We start from the raw sequence: 19,422 nt of genomic DNA, 5'->3' as shown, positions 1-19,422 counted from the left end.
TCGTTTAAAACCGAACCTTATGTTGTGCGCCCCAGTATATGTGCCAAGCCGGATTCGCCCCTCGGGTCCATGCGCTAGACCGCGTTAAGCGGGTTGTGGCTCCGGCTCAGCTTCTGCTTCCTTGCCCCAGCGAGCGGCGTAGACCGCACAGATCATCAGCTGAATCTGGTGGAAAATCATCAGCGGCAAAATGTAGAGGCTGGCATCGGCACCGAAGATAACGGCAGCCATGGGCAGACCGGTGGCCAGGGACTTCTTCGAACCGCAGAACTGAATCGCAATGCGGTCCTTGCGGTCGAAGCCCATCTTATTTGCGATGAATCCGGACAACCGCAAAACGAATTCCACCAGCACGACCGAAAGCACACACAGGATGACAATGTCCCCTGCCGGCACCTTCGACCAGATGCCCTGCACCATGCCCTCGGAGAAGGCTGCGTAAACGACCATTGCGATGGATAGGCGGTCAACGTTCTTAGTCGTCTTCGCGGCGGCAAACTTCAGGGTCCAACGGCGAGTGAGCTGGCCGATTGCGAATGGCAGCAGCAACTGCAGCGAAATATCCAAGAACACCGACGAATCCACATGAATGCCGCCACCGGTGGCCATCAACAGCATCACCAGCACCGGTGTGACCACAATGCCCAGCAGGTTAGATGCCGAGGCACTGACGATGGCGCCGGCGACATTGCCCTTGGCGATGGACGTGAAGTTCACACTCGACTGCACCGTCGACGGTGCCAGCGTCATGTACAAAATGCCCAGGTAGAGGCCAGGAGAAAGAATCCAATCCAGGGGTTTCATCAGCAGGCCGAGGATTGGGAACAGCACGAATGTGAAAGCCAGAATGGTTATGTGCAGCCGCCAATGCTTAACACCGGCCAACGCATCCTGCGGGCTCAGGCGCGCGCCATAGAGGAAGAACAAGAAGCCAATGGCGATCTTTGTGGCCCAGCTGAAAACCTCAGCGGTAGTGCCGCTTGCAGGAAAAATAATCGCCAGTATCGCTGCAGCAACGATACCGACGATGAGGGGATCTGGACGCCAATTCACAATTCGTTGCCACATGGACAAATAGCTTAGTGGGCAACCAGATGTTGTCTTACTATTTTGCAGAAGCTTTTCTCTGCAATAATTTTTTACTTCTTCTGCTCAGCTGCCTTGCGCAGCGCATCCTTGTCCACAGGCTTGAAAGTGGCATTCGCGGATGAGCCCTTGTCCGTGCACAGTCCTTCCAGGCCACAGGAGCTGCAGCCACCGGAGACACCGCAGTCTGCTGCCGGGTTGTCGGAGCAGCAGGCATCATCAGCCGCAGTGTCGGCGGCATCAGTGGCGGCGGAGTCACAGCCACAGCCGCTGTCACCGTCACCGCACCCACAACCGGAGCCGGACTCGGCGGAGACCTTGGCGTCGTAAAGCGCGATGGTGTGCGAGCCGATAGCCGCACCAATGCCGAGCATGGCGATACCGGCGAGCAGAGCGACGGCGTACCACAGCCACATCCAACCAGAGGCCTCCGGGCGGATGGCGAGGAAGCCGAGCATGGTGGCACCGAGGAAAGCGACAGCGGACACAGCCCACGGCGGGCCGGCAACGCGGTGCGTAATATCCCAGTTTTCCTGGGACTTTCGAGCCTCAGGCGCACGAATTCCGATCCAGTTATTACCCGGTAGCTTCGCCGACCATGCCAAACCAGCGACAACGGCTATGCAAACAGCCAGAACCAGGGTAATTACAGGGATGACAATCATGCTTCCAATTTATATAGGTGGTTGAGCACGTGCCAAACGCACCTATTAGACTGTGAGACCATGACCAACAGCGAAAAGTCCTCGTCCTCGGCAGAAGCCACCGACTACCGCTACTCCCCCGAGCTGGCGACTCAGCTAGAGGGAAAGTGGCAGGCGTATTGGAAAGATAACGGCACCTTCTACGCCCCCAACCCGGTGGGCGATTTGGCAGCTGCCGACGGCTCGACTCCGCCGAAGGACAAGCTTTTCGTCCAGGACATGTTCCCGTACCCGTCCGGTGTCGGTCTGCACGTAGGCCACCCGCTGGGATACATCGCCACCGACGTCTTCGCGCGCTTCCACCGCATGCAGGGCGCAAACGTGCTGCACACCCTGGGCTACGACGCCTTCGGTCTGCCGGCGGAGCAGTTCGCAATCCAGACCGGTACGCACCCGCGCGTGACGACGGAAACGAATATCGCCAACATGGAGCGACAGCTGGGCCGCCTGGGACTTGGCCATGACCGCCGCCGTGTTTTCGCGACCACTGACCAGGACTACTACAAGTGGACGCAGTGGATTTTCCTGCAGATTTACAACGCCTGGTTCGATGAGGATCAGAAGAAGGCCCGTCGCATCGATGAGCTGATTCCACTGTTGGAGTCGGGCGAGATGGCTACCAAGGACGGTCGCGTCTACGCTGAGCTCAGCGAGACCGAGCAGCGCGAAGCAGTCGACGAATTCCGTCTGGTTTACCAGTCGAATTCGATGGTCAACTGGTGTCCGGGCCTCGGCACTGTGCTGTCCAACGAAGAAGTGACCGCCGAGGGCCGTTCGGAGCGCGGTAACTTCCCGGTGTTCCGCAAGCGGCTGGGCCAGTGGATGATGCGCATCACCGCATACGCTGACCGCCTGGTCGACGACCTGGAGCTGCTGGACTGGCCGGACAAGGTCAAGTCCATGCAGCGCAACTGGATCGGCCGCTCCCGCGGTGCCGAGGTCGACTTCACAGCCGAGGTCGGCCCGAAGGTCTCCACCAAGATCAGGGTCTTCACCACTCGTCCGGACACTCTCTTCGGAGCCTCTTACATGGTGCTCGCTCCTGAGCGCGAGCTGGTGGATCAGCTGGTTGAAGCCGGCAGCGGTTCCTACGAGGGCGTGGATGAGCGCTGGACCTTCGGCAAGGAAACCCCAGCCGAGGCCGTCGCCGCTTACCGCGCCGCAATTGCCTCCAAGTCCGACCTGGAACGCCAGGAGAACAAGGAAAAGACCGGTGTCTTCCTGGGCGCTTACGCCACCAACCCGGTGAGCGGTGAGCAGGTGCCGGTATTCATTTCCGACTACGTCCTGATTGGCTACGGCACCGGTGCCATCATGGCTGTCCCGGCCCACGATGAGCGCGACTACGAGTTCGCCACTGCCTTCGGTCTGCCAATCCGCGAGGTCGTCGCAGGTGGTGACATTGCAAAGGAGGCGTACGTCGGTAACGGTACGTGCGTGAACTCCGCCAATGATTCCGGCCTGGACATCAATGGCCTGGACAAGGACACCGCCATCGCCACCGTCATTGAGTGGTTGGAGAAGGAAGGTGCGGGTCACGAGAAGGTCCAGTACAAGCTGCGCGACTGGCTGTTCGCCCGCCAGCGCTACTGGGGCGAGCCCTTCCCCATCGTCTACGACGAGGACGGTCACGCCCACGCGCTGCCCGAGTCCATGCTTCCGGTCGAGCTGCCAGAGGTCGAGGACTACAAGCCGGTCACCTTCGACCCGGACGATGCTGACACCGAGCCAAAGGCTCCACTGGACAAGGCCACTGACTGGGTCAATGTCGAGCTCGATCTCGGCGATGGCAAGAAGAAGTACCGCCGTGACACCAATGTCATGCCGAACTGGGCAGGTTCCTCCTGGTACCAGCTGCGTTACATCGACCCGAATAACGCTGAGGAGTTCGTTGACCTGGAAAACGAGCGCTACTGGACCGGCCCTCGCCCGGAGACTCACGGTAAGGACGACCCAGGCGGCGTCGACCTCTACGTCGGTGGCGTCGAGCACGCAGTGCTGCACCTGCTCTACTCCCGCTTCTGGCACAAGGTCCTCTTCGACCTCGGCTACGTGACCTCCAAGGAGCCGTATCGCCGTCTGTTCAACCAGGGCTACATCCAGGCTTACGCATACACCGATGCCCGTGGTGTCTACCAGCCGGCGGATCAGGTTGTTGAGCGCGATGGTAAGTTCCTCATCCCAGGCGGTGCCGAAGACGGCTCTGACCTGGAGGTCTTCCAGGAGTACGGCAAGATGGGCAAGTCCCTGAAGAACGCCGTCTCCCCCGACGAGGTCTGCGACAACTACGGCGCTGACACCCTGCGCGTCTACGAGATGGCCATGGGTCCGCTGGACACCTCCCGCCCGTGGGCGACGAAGGATCTGGTCGGCTCGCAGCGCTTCCTCCAGCGCGCTTGGCGCCTGGTGGTCAATGAGGACTCCGGTGAGCTCGCCGTCACGGACGCAGCGCTTTCCGACGACGACCTCAAGGCGCTCAACCGCACCGTGGAAGGGGTTACCTCTGACTACGCAGAGCTGCGTGACAACACGGCCGTCGCAAAGCTCATTGAGTACGTCAACTACCTGACTAAGACCTACGGTTCGACCGGTGCCCCGCGCGCCGCCGTGGAACCGCTGGCCCTCATGCTTGGCCCTGTGGCACCGCACATCGCGGAGGAACTGTGGAGCCGTCTCGGCCACACCGAGTCCCTGGCACACGGTCCGTGGCCGGCAGTTGACGAAAAGTGGCTGGTCGACGACACCGTTGAGCTGCCAGTTCAGATCAACGGCAAGGTTCGCGCTCGCATTGACGTGGCTACCGATGCTTCCCGCGAGGACATCGAGGCCGCCGCGCGTGCCGACGAAAAGGTTGTCGCAGCTGTGGAGAACGCCGGTGGCAATATCGTGAAGGTCATTGTCGTTCCGGGCAAGATGGTCAATCTAGTTGTGAAGAAGTAGCCGGGAGGCTAATGCCTACAAGAAAGTGTCTGGGTTTATGTCAGTTTGAAGCCTAAAATCGGCGGTAGGGTCAGGCGGTCATTGCATCATGGATAACACCAGAGATTACCTCCCGGGGAGTTAACCCGTCGAGCACTACCCGTGGCCGGTTATTCAGCAATGCTTCCGCCTCGGCGACCTCTTGGTCGGTGACATCGGTAAAGTTGGTGCCTTTGGGGAAATAAAACCGGATATCCCGGTTCATCCGCTCATTGCTACCTCGCTGCCACGGCGAATGCGGATCGGCGAAAAACACCTGGATATTCTCCGCGACAGAAAACTCCGTGTGTTTGGCAAACTCCACTCCCTGATCCCAGGTCAACGTCGAAATCGTGGTGTCCATCGACTCTTTGAGCCGACGAATCATCCGTACCATCACCTCATTGACACTGGCGGCAGTATGGTCAGTGCCGAGTCTGCCGAGCAGCACAAACCTGCTGCGGCGTTCCACCAACGTCGCTAAAGCACTGGTGCCATCTGCGCCAATAATCAAATCGCCTTCCCAATGACCGGGTACCGCACGATCATTGGCTTCGGCTGGGCGAAGTGAAATATTGGCATCATGAGTCCAGCGTTTTCCACGTGGCTTGGGCACCCCTGCGAGAAGCGAGCGGGGTTTACGCCCTGGCCGGGTAGTCCGGCAGGACTTTTCAAACACAAGTTCTTTGCGCAAGCTGCCTGCCCCTTGTACGTAAAGGGCCTGGTAAATCGACTCGTGGCTAATAGTCATGGACGTATTATCACCCCACAGTGCAGCCAACCTGCCACTGGCCTGACGCGGCGAGGCGCCACGGTTGAGCAGATTGACAACCTGGGCGCGTAAGAATCGATTGTCATCGAGTTTGCGCGGCTTTGGACGAGCAAGACGCCCGCGGCTGGCCTGATCAGCGTGATAGGCATCGTAGATACCATCGACGCTGTTGCGTGCGATTTCACGACTGATAGTGGATTGACTACGACAGACTATCTGGGCGATACGCCGGTGCGAATGACCTGCCCGCAGGCAATCGGCAATAAGTAAGCGTTCGGCCAGCCCTAGCCGCCGACCAGCGCCAACACGAGATACATCACCAGGTGTTATCCGACTGCGGGTATTCATAGTGGTTAAACTAGCCCGCCGGTTATACACCGTGGTTGTGCACACCCCAGCCTGCGCGGCAATCTCGGCAACACTATATGAGCCGGCCATAAGCATCTCGTAGATCACGCGATGCTTATCCATCATCGATAACTTCGGGCAGTGCGATTGGTGCTGAATCGCAATTCCGGCTTGTCGCGCCCACCGCCTGACAGTTGGTGAGGGAATCGCTAAATCGCGTCCAACTGCGCTTGCTGATGCCCCGTTGGCAATGTGTTGAAGCGCAATGGGTTTGATGGCACTGTATTTCGTTCGGCGGGTTTGCTTCACTACTTCTCCTGGTCGAAAGTGGTGATGCATTCACCGCCTGAACCTACCGGCTCAAATTTGACATAAACCCAGACACTTTCTCGCTTGAGACTTTCTCGCAAAAGCCTCAAGGGGTGGCTCCGAGGCTGGCCGCCTCTTACCCCTACTTAACGCCCAGAATCAGGACGCCGAATGTGGAGAGCATCCACATCAAAGTGAAGGGCATGAGCACCCAGCACATAGCGAGCCACGCGCGCCAGTTGCGGAAGTTCTTCCACTCCACGTAGGTCTGCCAGAAGCCCAAAAGGCAGCCGACCAGGGAGATTACGCCCGGGACAACGGGGAAAAGGATCTCCCAAGTGCGGGAGCAGAGGAAGCTGGACTTACCCGCATCACAGGTGGGGCCACCGACAATGGCGCCGGCGATGCCAATAATGAGGCCCGCGAGCAGCGTCGTAAGAATCACACCCGCGGTGTAGATGTAGGCGCGCTTGCCGGAATACATCTTGCGCTCAAGCTCGTCGAAGATTTCATCCTCATTGCGCTCTGGTGTACTGCGCTTCGGTGAATTATCCACCATCTGCTCCCCTCGCCTCTAAATGCCGTCTGATGTGCCTGCCATACTAGGCCGGAGTAATCAGCATTGGCACCGGGCTGTGGCGAACGATGTGGTTAGTCGACGAGCCGATGAAAATTCGCCCGAATGGGCCAAGAGTAGACGAACCCAAAACGAGCAAGTCTCCCTTTTTCCACTTGATGGACTGAATGGCCTCTTCCCAACCGTTGCCGGAGGCTACTTCCGCATCAATGGAAAGGTCTGGGTAACGGGTATGCGCGCGGTCCATACCGCGGTCGAGCAGGCCCATAGCCTGCTCGCGCCACTCAATCATCAGGTCAGAGGAGGGGCCGTAGCCGTTCTCCGTCGGGTACATGGTCGCACCACGCGGCGTAAACGAGACCAAACGCAGGGGAACTTCCCAGCGATATGCCAGGTCAGCAGCCTTATTCAATGCGTGGTGCGACTGTGGGGTGTCAATGTAGCAAATGCTGACACGGGTCACACCGTGCTTAGAAAGCTTCGCGCCGGGGATCGCCAATCCCAGCGGGATTGGCGAGTAATGCAGCAGCGCATCAGAGGTTGATCCCGCAGTAAAGCGACTGCGGTTCTTGGCGGTCCAGTCCTTGGTATTGCTTCGGCGGGTGCCAAGCAAAACCACATCGGCTTCGAATTCTTCGGCTTCGTTGCAGATAGTTGTGGATTCGCTGGAGGATTCGATGATCCGTACGGCATCGTCGTCAAGCATGCCCTTGCGCAGGCCAGCGAGCTTAAGCTCATCCTTGATGATTTTTTCAAGAGACTCGGTTTCGTGGGAAACCCAGGAGTCATTGGTGCTCAACCGAGCCAGTGAGGTCAGCGGCCAGCCGCGCGACAGTGCGCTGACAACGCGAATCTGCACCTTCGTGGTGCGAGCTAACCAAGCGGCGTAAGCAAGCGTTTCGGTGCCGTACTCGCCTGGACGCCACGCAATCATGATACGAAGCGGGCGGGAAGCCATCGCTAATCCTCCTGTGATTACTCAGAAATATCCAAGTGGTGCTTCTGGGTAATAGCCTACGTGGATAGGCGGGCATATTTAAAACGGCACCGAGGACGTGTAAAAGCTATGTATCCTGCCTGTGGGCTTAAAGCGGGCAGGGCTAGCTGGAAAAGAGACTAGACGCTTGGGTTTGTCTTTGGGTGCTCCGGGTAGTTTTCGAGGATCTTGGACAGAATCGTCTCAAGACCAGCACCAAATTCCAGCTCTTCCTGGGTCAGCGTGCTGAACATCTCCGCCATCTGCTGATTGCGCTCTTCAGAAACACGGTGCAGCTCTTCACGGCCACGGTCGGTCAGTTCAACGCGGACGCCACGGCGGTCTTTGCTGTCGCGGACGCGCTCCACCATGCCGGCGACCTCCAAGTGGTGCACGGCGTTGGAGGCGGTGGGCATGCGGATGGCCTCGGCCTCAGCCAACTGGCTGATACGGCAGGCGCCCAGTGCCTCCAGGGTCATCATGATGGACAGCTGCGCGCGGCTGAGCTGGGACTCCGAGGAGCGGCGGCTGTAGAGCAGCTCAGCGCGAGTCAGGAGAGGGCGAATGCGCTTAGCGAGCGACAGAGGAGTAACGGCATCAGGATTGCCAATCGAGCCCGAAGATAATGTCATAGCGACGATGTTATATGCGAACAGTGCTAGTTGCCAATACGAAATTTATTTGGGGTGCTATTTATTTTTCTACAACTGGTGATTTCGGCGATGAAATCACCAGGAATTTTCCACCAAACATCTAAAACCCCAGTACAAAACATTAAACCTATCTGCGTATAAGGTTTTTCGGTGCTGGCAGAAACCCCCTAAAGTGTCACTTCTTCTGTACTTAGAACGTTGGGTTGGAGGTAGCCATACGGCTACTTTCGCGAATGCTTTTGGCTTGTGATATGTCTCGCAGATTCATCCTCGCGGGTGTATTGCTTTCTGCTTTACGACGACTGCAGCGCACGCATCCATGGCGGGGACGAGATGGGCGCAGCAGCGAGTAGGGCGAGAAGGCGTGGAAGAGACGCGGGGAGGATAGGGGAGAGAGAAGCACAAAAGCGCCAGCGGCTACCGCATGGGTAACCGGCTGGCACTTTTCAAGGCACATGCTCTCGGAGCTGCTCGCTTGTACTTTTGAGTGCTTGTACCTTTTAGTCTTCGCCCTTGATGAATGCTTCGAGCTGTGCTCGCGCAACATCGTCGGCAAGCTGCTTCGGCGGGGACTTCATCAGGTAGGAAGAAGCGGCGTAGACCGGGCCGCCGATGCCGCGATCCTTGGCGATCTTGGCAGCGCGAACAGCATCGATGATGATGCCAGCGGAGTTCGGGGAGTCCCAGACCTCGAGCTTGTACTCAAGGTTCAGCGGCACCTCGCCGAAGGCCTTGCCCTCGAGTCGGACGTAGGCCCACTTGCGGTCATCCAGCCAGTCCACCCAGTCCGACGGGCCGATGTGGACGTTGCGGTCGTCGATCTTGCCGGCCAGCGGACCGGTGAGATTGGAGGTGACGGCCTGGGTCTTGGAGATCTTCTTGGACTCGAGGCGGTCGCGCTCGAGCATGTTCTTGAAGTCCATGTTGCCGCCGACGTTGAGCTGCAGGGTGCGCTCGAGGCGAACACCGCGGTCCTCAAATAGCTTGGCCATGACGCGGTGGGTGATGGTTGCGCCGACCTGGCTCTTGATGTCGTCGCCGACAATCGGAACCCCTGCGTCTTCGAACTTCTTGGCCCACTCCGGGTCGGAAGCGATGAAGACCGGCAGGGCATTGACGAAAGCTACACCAGCGTCAATGGCGCACTGTGCGTAGAACTTGTCAGCCTGTTCTGAACCGACCGGCAGGTAGGAGACCAGGACATCGACCTTGGCATCCTTCAGCGCCTGAACAACGTCGACCGGTTCAGCCGGGGATTCGTCGATGGTGTCCGCGTAGTACTTGCCAACGCCATCCAGGGTCGGGCCGCGCTGAACCTCAACGCCGAGAGTCGGGACATCGGCAATCTTGATGGTGCAGTTCTCGGAGGAAACAATGGCCTCGGAGAGGTCCTTGCCGACCTTCTTGTCGTCAACATCGAAAGCTGCGACGAACTCGACATCGGAGACGTGGTAGTCGCCGAAGACGACGTGCATGAGGCCAGGAATGGTCTCATCGGGCTTTGCATCGCGGTAGAACTCGACACCCTGCACCAGGGAGGAAGCGCAGTTGCCGACGCCGACGATAGCGACGCGAATTGAACTCATTTGGTAATTCTCCTTGAAACTATGTGCTCGGAGGCTTTGACCTCGCGCCGGGAACTCACACCGGGAACTCGCATCAGGACCTAGCATCAGGACCCCGCGCCAGGGCCTTACGCCAGCGGTGCGGCCGTGAGTGGGTGCACGCATTGAGGTAACGAGCGTGACGTTATACCTTTATGCGTTTTTTGCCGATGCCCGAACCGTGAGGGGGCATGTGTTTACCGATAAAGCGGGGGTGAAATCAGCCCGCACGCGCCTGCTAATCTGTCTTCGTGATGACATGGCAGGGCGAGATCGATCACTCCTTGCTCAAGAAGCAGTTATTGGAGCAGTGGCGTGCAGGGGAGATTTCACGGAAATCACTCTGTGATGCCGATGCTCGGCTGGTCGCTGCCGCGCGTTTTCACGGCAGAAAGCCCCAGGAAGAGTGCCCAGTATGTCGCAAATTCGACCTCCGACTCGTATTCTGGGTGTTCGGAGAAAACTTGGGCCGTCGTTCCGGCTCTGCTTGTACTGAAAACGAATTATCCGCAATAGTTAATGAATATGGTTCGTGCACCGTCAAAGAAGTTGAGGTGTGCCCCGACTGCAAGTGGAGTTTCCTGACCCGGACACTTCAGGCAGCTCGAGAAGAGTCAGAAAACTAGGGAGAGCACCCGTGAGCAATGATCGACCCGATAGCCCAGGCGGTCCTAACAGCCCTCACGAGGGCCAGGGTTCTAATTCATCAGGCGAGTGGTGGGATCAGCCGGATGCTGATTCCTTCAATACGCACGCACGCTCCGATGACGCATCGCTTGACGACGATTCCAGCGACAGCATTGATGCTGTTTCGGTCGGTGGCAGTGACGAGGGTCTGGCTACCGATTCAGAGATGACGTCGGCAAGCGAGCCGGACCCGGAGAAGGGGCAGTACGCCCCAGATGACCATGAACCAGATGACCATGAAGAGGAAAGCTCGATGGCGCAAGAAGAACAGCCGACTGATAATAAGCGGCGAATTTTAGCGTGGCTCGGTCTAGCCGTGGCGCTGGTCGTGCTGTTGCCGGTAGTTGTGTTCGGTGTTGCTTATGCGACAACGGACGTGCCGGAGCCAGAGGAGTTGGCCAATAGCCAGATTGCGGTGATTTATGACCGCAGTGGTGAAAAGGAAATCACGCGCATCGTCCCCGAGGGCGGTAACCGAAGCAACATCACTATCGACAAGGTGCCGGATGCTGTACGCAATGCAGTGCTGGCAGCTGAGGATCGTGATTTCTATACCAACCCGGGTTTTTCCTTGACTGGTTATGCCCGTGCGGCTCTGGGAGTCGTGACTGGTAATTCCAGTGCCGGTGGCGGCTCGACCATTACGCAGCAGTACGTCAAGAATGCTGTGGTGGGCAATGAGCGCACGCTGACCCGTAAGGCCAAGGAACTGGTCATGTCGGCGAAGATGGCGCGGGAGTGGACTAAGGACGAAATCCTTGAGGCCTACCTCAACACGATTTACTTTGGTCGTAACGCATACGGTATCGCGGCAGCGTCGAAGGCCTACTTCGGTAAGGAAGTCGGTGAGCTGAATGCCGAAGAGGGTGCTGTGCTGGCAGCCTCGATTCAGCGTCCATCTGCACTGGATCCGTGGACTAACCGCCCGGAGGCTGAGCAGCGTTGGAACTACGTCCTCGATGGCCTGGTGGAGATGAACATCGTCTCGCCGCAGGACCGCGCGGGAATGCAGTACCCGGAGACCATCGATCCGGCGTTGGCGCCGAAGCAGGCTCCGGAGCCCGGCCCGGCTGCCATGATTAAGAATCAGGTTCTGGCTGAGTTGGAGCGCGAAGGTATCTCCGAGCAGGAGGTCAACACTGGCGGTCTACGCATTACGACGACCATTGACCCGACGGTGCAGCAGGCTGCCCTGGATGCGATGGAAAACTACGTCGATCAGTCAACGGGTTTGCGTGCCGCCATCGTTTCGGTGGAGCCGAAGACCGGTGCTGTCCGCGCCTACTACGGTGGCGACGATCCGACTGGTTGGGACTACGCAAACAGCGGTCTGCAGACCGGCTCTACTTTCAAGATTTTTGCGCTGGCAGCAGCTCTCGATCAAGGTATTCCACTGACCGCGCAGTACTCTTCGGCACCTGTGCAGTCCGGTAACGTCACTCTGCACAACGACGGCGGTGCCGGCGGTGGCGTGCTTCCGCTTTATGAGTCCCTGAAGCAGTCGCTGAACACCCCGTTTATTCGCCTGCAGCGCGACCTGAAGAATGGTCCGGATGACACCGCCAAAATGGCTCATCGTCTGGGCGTGGCTGAGTCCATCCCGGGTATTGAAAAGACTCTGATGGACGACAACGGTCACTCGCAGGACGGTATCGCCCTGGGTCAGTACCTCTCACGTCCGCTGGATATGGCCGTTGGTCTGGCTACCCTGACTAACGATGGCGTCTATCAGCAGACTCACTTCGTAGAGAAGGTCGAAAACTCCAAGGGCGAGATTGTTTACGAGTCCAACGCTGACAAGGGCGACCGTCGAGTTTCCAAGGCAGTGGCCACCAATATGATATCGGCCATGGAGCCTATTGCCGGTTACAGCAACAAGCCCTTGAGTGGTGGTCGCCCGTCGGCCGCCAAGACCGGTACTACGCAGTTGGGTGACACCGGCCAGAACAAGGATGCGTGGATGATCGGTTCGACACCGCAGCTGTCGACTGCAGTGTGGGTTGGCAACGTCGATGGTTCGGCGCTCTACAACTCCTATGGTGGCATCATGTACGGCTCGCAAACCCCGGGTGATCTGTGGAAGTACACCATGGATAACGCACTGTCTAACGAGGACTTTGAGTACTTCACCAAGCCGGAGCCAATCGGTGGTGTCGCAGGTGCGCCGCAGTACCAGGCGCCGTCGACCTCTGACTCTGGCTATGACCAGGGCTATGCCCCGGAGACCACAGAAGAGGAGTCGGCCGAGGAGTCGACCTCTGAGTCCTCCGAGGAGCAGCCTGCACCGCTTCCGGTTCCGGGTGGCGATGGCGGAGGCGGTGGCGGCGGAATCGCTGACCTACTGCCCATCCCGATTCCGGGAGGCGGTGGTTTCGGCGGTGGCAATGAAGGCGGCGGAGACCCCGGTAACCCTGGAGGTGGACAGTAAGTGGACACGTGGGTGATTTTCACCATCGTCTGCGTCGCGATTGGCTTCCTGATGTTCGGCACGGCCTTTTGGGGCTTCATGCAGAAGTGGAAACCGGCAATCATTTGGGCTCTGTGCCTGGCAGCTTTCCTATTCGCGACAGTCATTCCGGTGATTATTGCGTTGGCACATGCTTCCTCGACATCAATGTAGGACGCAGGCCAGGTAGTCAGTTGCTAGAGCGTTAACTGCCCACCAAGCACGCGACAACTTCACAATTCAAAGAGGCGCACGCAGTAGCTCTGTGTGCGTCTCTTTCTATTCGGCGCCCTGACACCGCTTGCCAGTACTGCTTGCCGATGGCGCCTGCGATTAGGACATATACCTCTGCCTGCGGTACCCTGGCAGGGTTGCTTGACGCAACGATCCTCCTGCTGCATAGCGGTTGGCATGAAAGACAGTGCCAGCGCACCACGCTGTGTAGCCGAAATACAAGAACTAGACCATAGGAGGTGATGAGGTCCGTGCGTCACTACGAAGTAATGATTATTATCGATCCGTCTCAGGATGAGCGCACCGTAGGCCCGTCCCTGGAGAAGTACCTCGACGTTGTCCGCAAGGAGAACGGCAAGGTGGAGAAGGTGGACATCTGGGGTAAGCGCCACCTCGCCTACCCGATCGAGAAGAAGGAAGACGGCATCTACGTTGTCGTCGACCTCACCTGCGAGTCCGCAACCGTGCTGGAACTCGACCGTCGTCTGAATCTGAACGACAGCATCCTGCGCACCAAGGTGCTGCGGGTTGATCGTTAATCTGCGTCATATTTGCGTAACCAGAGTGCTCGAATGGGACACACCGGTAATGCGAAAGTCGTAGGATAGCGGGCGAAAGCCCCATCATCAGCTCGACAGAATACAACCGAGGAGAAGAAGCATGGCTCAGGGAGACGTACAAATCACGGTGGTTGGCAACTTGGTTGCTGACCCGGAGCTTAAGTACACCCAGAATGGCACCGCCGTGGCGAATTTCCGCGTTGCGTCGACTCCGCGGGTGTACCGAGATGGCCAGTGGGTTGACGGCGAGGGCATGTTCCTCACCTGCAGCCTGTGGCGTGAGGCAGCGGAGAACGCTGTCGAAAGTCTCTCCAAGGGCATGCGCGTCATCGTCCAGGGTCGTCTGCGCCAGCGCAGTTACGAGACCCGCGAGGGCGAGCGTCGTACCGTCTTTGAGGTTGAGGTCGATGAGGTGGGCCCGTCCCTGAAGTTCGCTCGAGCTCAGGTCACGCGCACTCCACGCAACGGCGGTGGAAACTTTGGCGGCGGCAACCGCGGCCAGGGTGGAAATGCCGGTGGTGGTTTCGGCGGTGGCTTTGGTGGAAACCAGGGCAACCAGGGTGGACAGAGCGATCGCGGTTTTGGTGGCGGAGCTCCTGCGGAAGATCCGTGGAACTCAGCTCCTCCGGCCGGTGGCGGCTTCGGCGGCGATGAGCCTCCGTTCTAAACTCCTTCCAGCCACGGCACTACGTGACTAGTTTGCAGCAGATTTAGCATCCACAATTCTCAAAATCTTTTAAAGACATATCCAGCGAAAGGCAGGGATCATGAAGCTGATCCTCACCGCCGACGTTGACAAGCTCGGTGTCGCAGGCGACATCGTTGAGGTCAAGGCCGGCTACGGACGTAACTACCTGCTTCCTCGCGGACTGGCAATTGTTGCCACCCGCGGCGCAGAAAAGCAGATCGAGGGCATTCGTCGTGCCCAGGAGGCTCGCGCTATCCGCGACCTCGACCATGCACGTGAAGTCAAGCAGAAGATTGATTCGCTCGACAACGTCTCCGTTGCTGTGAAGGCTTCGGAAAATGGCAAGCTGTTCGGTTCTGTCACCAAGGGTGACATCGCCGATGCAGTTCGTAAGGCTTCCGGTCAGGCTATCGACAAGCGCGCAGTCGTGCTTGCTCCGAGCCAGATCAAGTCCCTTGGTAAGCACACCGTTGACATCGCGCTGCACCCGCAGATTACCGCGCATGTTTCCGTACAGGTCGTCGCCGCGTAAGTTCGCGGTTTAGAGTTTTTACTTTGACGGCGGCTGACGAGCACCGCGTTTAAAGACTGCGCGGGCTCTGAGGCCCAATGACAACAGCACACGTGAAGCTCTGATCTTTCGTAGTGAAAGGTCGGGGCTTTTCGTGGTTTAAGGCTGGTTTAAAGCCTTTTACGCAGGTGCTGGAAAGAGCGTCTACGACTTGTCCACAGGCTAACGACGATTGCTGTGGATAGACCTGTGGGTAACTTGCCTGGCTGCCGTGGATAACTTTTCTGGAGAGCGCGAGATTTTTATTAATTCATCGTTAATAATCTCCGCATGAGCAGCATCGATGCTAAAGGGGTAGCAGAGGATTACATTTGTGCAGGATTAAGGCAAATACGCACTGACCTGCGTAGATAGAATATTTTCGGATTGAAACTCCGCTACCCCCGTTAACATTCAAGCGGCGGTTTAGGGTTACGGACCGTTCACCTGGACTTTTCTTGATTGTGCACATGTTCTCCCCAGGCTTATCCACAGGTGCTGTGGATAACTTCGGGGATAAACACCGTAGAAGATTGTTTTCTGGGGACTCCAAGGGTACTTTTACAGGTCCATCAATCCGCTCGAACAGGTATAACTGCGGTAGGTAGTCAGGTGTCCACTGCTGGCGGTCGGAACAGACATATTGAGTGTGACGGTCAGTCAGCAACAGGGTTGAAAAGGCACCTAAGTGGTCCAGAAGGGGAGGAGCTGCTCACGATGAGTCAGCCTGTAGGTGATGGTGGTCATTCCGGAGCAGGGGACGAGGCGTCCTCCTACTCGGTAAATTCCCACGATGATTCCTTCGATGACGTTCCGCTGCCCCCGGAACCGCCGGTAGAGGATGCGCCACCGGAGGAGTATTCCTTCTCGCAGAGCTCGGGCAACGGATCGTCGGCAAGCGGATCTGGGGCGCGGGACTGGGAGCGAGACCGTGGTCGTGGCGCTCGTGCGAGTGCGGTCGCGGGCGCGACTTTTGAGCGCACCCCGCCGCACAATATCGAGGCGGAGCAGAGTGTGCTCGGCGCGATGCTGCTGAACTCAGAGGTCGTTGCGGATGTGTACGAGCAGCTGACGCCGGAGGATTTCTACCGGCCAGCGCACCAGACGATTTACTCGGCGATTTTGCACCTCTACGGTGAGTCCTCGGAAATTGACCCCATTTTGCTGGCAGGTCGTCTGGATCGAACTGGAGACCTGGAGCGCATCGGTGGTCCGCTGTACCTGCACACCTTGGCCTCCCTGGTGCCAACGGCGGCGAATGCGCAGTTCTATGCCCGCATTGTTGCGGAGAAGGCGACAATCCGTCGCCTGGTAGAGGCCGGCACGAAAATCGCCCAGATTGGCTATGCGGGCGCGGAGGACACGGAGCCGGAGCAGCTGGTGGATGAGGCGCAGCAGCTCATTTTCAGCGTTGGACGTGAGAACACGAAGAATGACTACGTTCCCATCGCCGATGTCCTGGATGACACGCTGGAGGAACTGGATCTTATTACCCAAAACGGCGGTCTGGCGCAGGGTGTGCCGACGGGGATTACCAACCTGGACAAGCTGACAAATGGCCTTCACCCAGGTCAGATGGTGATTATTGCGGCCCGTCCGGGTGTGGGTAAGTCCACGCTTGCAATGGACTTCATGCGTTCGGCCTCGATTCGCAACGGCATGACCAGCGCAATTTTCTCGTTGGAAATGTCGCGCAACGAAATCATGATGCGCATCATGTCCGCAGAGGCGAAGATCAACATGGCATCTTTGCGCTCCGGTGACCTGGATGAGCGGGACTGGACAAAGCTGGTCGAGGTCGGCGACAAGATTCGTGATGCTCCGCTGTTTATTGATGACTCGCCGAACCTGACCATGATGGAAATTCGCGCGAAGGCACGTCAGCTGAAGCAGAAGCACGATCTGAAGATGATCGTGGTCGACTACCTGCAGCTGATGAGCTCGGGTAAAAAAGTCGAGTCCAGGCAGCAAGAGGTCTCGGAGTTCTCCCGTCAGCTCAAGTTGTTGGCGAAGGAGCTCGAGGTACCGCTGATTGCAATTTCGCAGCTGAATCGTGGTCCGGAAGCTCGCACAGATAAGAAGCCACAGGTCTCGGACCTGCGTGAGTCGGGTTCGCTGGAGCAGGATGCCGATATCGTCATGCTGATTTACCGGCCGGACTCGCAGGAGGCTGACCATGAACGTGCTGGTGAGGCGGATATTATCGTCGCAAAGCACCGTGGTGGACCGACCGGAAGCATTGCTGTGGCCCACCAGCTGCATTACTCCAGGTTCGCCAACCTGGCGGAGGAGCCCAGCGGTTCTCTCTAGGTGCCTGGCCTAGCCACCCAGAATTAGTGCAATCCGGGTGGCTAGGTAAGGTGAGTGACAGTCAATAGGGCGAGTTTTCGTGCGTTGATGGTTTTGAAGGTTTTGAGGGTTACGCGGAGTCGTCGGGAAGCGGGGAAGCACTATGTCACCAACTGCCGCTCCCGTGGCAGCGGAGGCCAAAGCGAAAAGGCAGAAGAGTGCGCCGAAACAGCGCGTCGGTTGGGTAGATGCGGCTAAGGGGCTGTGCATTCTTTTAGTTGTGCTTGGCCATGCCATCACAGAGCTGCAAGCGCACGGTTACTACACGGCGCAGTGGGCGGGGATTAACTTCTTCCTCGGACCAATCCGTATGCCGCTGTTTTTCCTGCTATCTGGGCTGTTCGCCGGCAAGGCACTTAAGGAGTCGTGGCATAAGTTAGCCAATCGCCGAATCTGGGTGATGGTCTATCTCTACGTGATTTGGGTTCCACTGCGTGACTTCGTGCTTTTCCTCATGCCGTATACGCACGTGGATGCCGATGGCATAGTATCTCCGCCGCCGATCACGGACCACAGCGCGTGGGGGCCGCGAATTTACAACACGCTTCACGCGATCATCGAACCAACTTCCTACCTTTGGTTCCTGTGGGCGCTGGCGCTGTTCGCAATTCTCACACGAGCATTTCGCTGGGTACATCCGGTGATTCAGCTCATCGTTACAGGCCTCATTAGTGCATGGGCACCTTTTGCCTCGTCCAGCTGGTCGTGGGACTTTGTCACCAAGATGCTGTTCTTCTACGTGCTGGGCATGTACGGTGCGCCCTGGATTTTCCGGATGGCACAGCGTCGCAGCGGCCTCTCACTGCTAGTGACGCTGACGGCGTTCCTGTCGGTGGCGATCTGGGTGCAGGCGACCTACTCGAGCTTTAACGAAGGCAACGTCGGCTTCACCCGCGTGTACCTGTCCACCACTGGCGCACTGGCTGCAATCAATATTATGGCGATGCTGCAGAACACTCGCCTAGTTGTGCCCTTTGAAAAGGTTGGCGGCCGAACGCTGCCTATCTTCCTCATGCACATTCCAATGTTGGTTGTGGTCATGATTATTTGTGACCTCATTCTGCCGAAGGACCCACATTTGGTCATCATGACGCCGCTGGTGACTATCATTGCGGCGATGCTGTGTCTTGGTCTGCACAGGTTGCTGCTTGCCATCGGTGCCGGGTGGCTCTTTGTCCGTCCTGCGTGGGTAGTGCGCATGACTACGCCGGGGCAGCGTGCCCTTCAGCGCAGTCAGAATCCTTCTTCCCTGCCTGAAGGCGAGGCTCCGCGGCAGCCTAAGAGCGAACCTGCTTCCTAATTCAGCTCAACAAGGCGGTAGCGTGGAACCGGGAGCCGATCAGGCGGCAGAAGTGACACAGAGAATAGCCATGAAGAAATGAGAAAGCCATGCGTCTAGCAACGTTGCGATACCAGGGTGCAACCCGCGCCGCTGTTCTCGGCGACGGCGTAGCGGTCCTTTTTGATGACCACTGTCTCGGAGATGTGTTAGCGCGGCCAACGTGGCGTCGTGAAGCGGAAGAACTCTTGGCGGAGGCGGGGAACAACCCTGACAACGTCATGGCGGAGAGCGCGTGGGCGTTCGCACCGCTGATTACGCGGCCGGGCAAAATCGTCTGCGTCGGCTTGAACTATGCCGCGCACATCGACGAGATGGGGCACCAGCGCCCCGAGGTGCCAACGTTATTTGCGAAGTTTGCCGATGCCGTCGCCGGTGCGAAGGATGATATCCGAGTGCCGGAGGCCTGCGCGGAGAAGCTCGATTACGAAGGCGAGCTCGCGGTTATCGTCGGCGAGACCTGCCTGCGGGTGTCGGAGGAGCAGGCACAGGACGCTATCGCTGGGTACGCGATTATGAATGACTTCACTCAGCGCGATTTCCAGTACGCTACCGCGCAGTGGCTACAGGGGAAGACGTTGC

Annotated in this window: 15 protein-coding genes and 1 pseudogene; 9 read left to right on the top strand and 7 right to left on the bottom strand. The window is 58.1% G+C overall.

Annotation, left to right across the window (positions count from 1 at the left end; translation table 11 throughout):
* Window positions 1–84: 84 nt before the first annotated feature.
* Window positions 85–1,068 (bottom strand): bile acid:sodium symporter, encoded by a 984-nt coding sequence (locus EGX79_00080; GenBank protein ID AYX80723.1) that lies wholly within the window; start codon window positions 1,066–1,068, stop codon window positions 85–87.
* Between the two features lie 71 nt (window positions 1,069–1,139).
* Entirely contained in the window at window positions 1,140–1,751 is a 612-nt protein-coding gene (locus EGX79_00075; GenBank protein ID AYX80722.1) for an SdpI family protein, read from the bottom strand.
* Between the two features lie 60 nt (window positions 1,752–1,811).
* Here EGX79_00075 and EGX79_00070 point away from each other — a divergent pair, with 60 nt between their 5' ends.
* Complete coding sequence (locus EGX79_00070) at window positions 1,812–4,730, top strand: leucine--tRNA ligase (protein ID AYX80721.1); 2,919 nt, start codon at window positions 1,812–1,814, stop codon at window positions 4,728–4,730.
* A gap of 70 nt (window positions 4,731–4,800) precedes the next feature.
* Here the strand turns inward: EGX79_00070 and EGX79_00065 are convergent, their stop codons facing one another.
* The 5 genes from EGX79_00065 to EGX79_00045 form a co-directional block, all read right to left on the bottom strand.
* On the bottom strand, window positions 4,801–6,177 hold the full coding sequence (locus EGX79_00065; GenBank protein ID AYX80720.1) for an IS30 family transposase: 1,377 nt from the start codon (window positions 6,175–6,177) through the stop codon (window positions 4,801–4,803).
* Between the two features lie 142 nt (window positions 6,178–6,319).
* Entirely contained in the window at window positions 6,320–6,736 is a 417-nt protein-coding gene (locus tag EGX79_00060; protein ID AYX80719.1) for a hypothetical protein, read from the bottom strand.
* 43 nt (window positions 6,737–6,779) lie between these two features.
* Window positions 6,780–7,712, bottom strand: coding sequence for a universal stress protein (locus EGX79_00055; GenBank protein ID AYX80718.1), 933 nt, complete (start codon window positions 7,710–7,712; stop codon window positions 6,780–6,782).
* Between the two features lie 158 nt (window positions 7,713–7,870).
* Window positions 7,871–8,362, bottom strand: coding sequence for a MarR family transcriptional regulator (locus EGX79_00050; protein ID AYX80717.1), 492 nt, complete (start codon window positions 8,360–8,362; stop codon window positions 7,871–7,873).
* 521 nt (window positions 8,363–8,883) lie between these two features.
* A complete protein-coding gene (locus tag EGX79_00045) occupies window positions 8,884–9,969 on the bottom strand; it encodes an inositol-3-phosphate synthase (protein ID AYX80716.1) in 1,086 nt (361 codons plus the stop codon).
* Window positions 9,970–10,624: 655 nt separating this feature from the next.
* Between EGX79_00045 and EGX79_00040 the strand changes: the two genes are divergently transcribed.
* From EGX79_00040 to EGX79_00005, 8 genes and pseudogenes are all read left to right on the top strand, one after another.
* Complete coding sequence (locus EGX79_00040) at window positions 10,625–13,102, top strand: penicillin-binding protein (protein ID AYX80715.1); 2,478 nt, start codon at window positions 10,625–10,627, stop codon at window positions 13,100–13,102.
* On the top strand, window positions 13,103–13,294 hold the full coding sequence (locus EGX79_00035) for a hypothetical protein (protein ID AYX80714.1): 192 nt from the start codon (window positions 13,103–13,105) through the stop codon (window positions 13,292–13,294).
* A 311-nt stretch (window positions 13,295–13,605) separates the two neighbouring features.
* A complete protein-coding gene (locus EGX79_00030) occupies window positions 13,606–13,893 on the top strand; it encodes a 30S ribosomal protein S6 (protein AYX80713.1) in 288 nt (95 codons plus the stop codon).
* Window positions 13,894–14,014: 121 nt separating this feature from the next.
* Window positions 14,015–14,581 (top strand): single-stranded DNA-binding protein, encoded by a 567-nt coding sequence (gene ssb / locus EGX79_00025; GenBank protein AYX80712.1) that lies wholly within the window; start codon window positions 14,015–14,017, stop codon window positions 14,579–14,581.
* A 100-nt stretch (window positions 14,582–14,681) separates the two neighbouring features.
* The gene (locus tag EGX79_00020; GenBank protein ID AYX80711.1) at window positions 14,682–15,134 is read left to right on the top strand and encodes a 50S ribosomal protein L9; all 453 of its coding nucleotides are present in this window, start codon (window positions 14,682–14,684) and stop codon (window positions 15,132–15,134) included.
* A gap of 735 nt (window positions 15,135–15,869) precedes the next feature.
* Complete coding sequence (dnaB, locus tag EGX79_00015) at window positions 15,870–17,462, top strand: replicative DNA helicase (protein ID AYX80710.1); 1,593 nt, start codon at window positions 15,870–15,872, stop codon at window positions 17,460–17,462.
* A gap of 142 nt (window positions 17,463–17,604) precedes the next feature.
* A complete protein-coding gene (locus EGX79_00010; GenBank protein AYX80709.1) occupies window positions 17,605–18,801 on the top strand; it encodes an acyltransferase in 1,197 nt (398 codons plus the stop codon).
* A gap of 89 nt (window positions 18,802–18,890) precedes the next feature.
* Window positions 18,891–19,422, top strand: a pseudogene (locus tag EGX79_00005) (FAA hydrolase family protein).

Source organism: Corynebacterium jeikeium, from assembly GCA_003955985.1.
Lineage (GTDB): Bacteria > Actinomycetota > Actinomycetes > Mycobacteriales > Mycobacteriaceae > Corynebacterium > Corynebacterium jeikeium_D.
The sequence above is the reverse complement of the archived record's forward strand: the minus strand, read 5'-3'. Positions and strand labels throughout refer to the sequence as shown.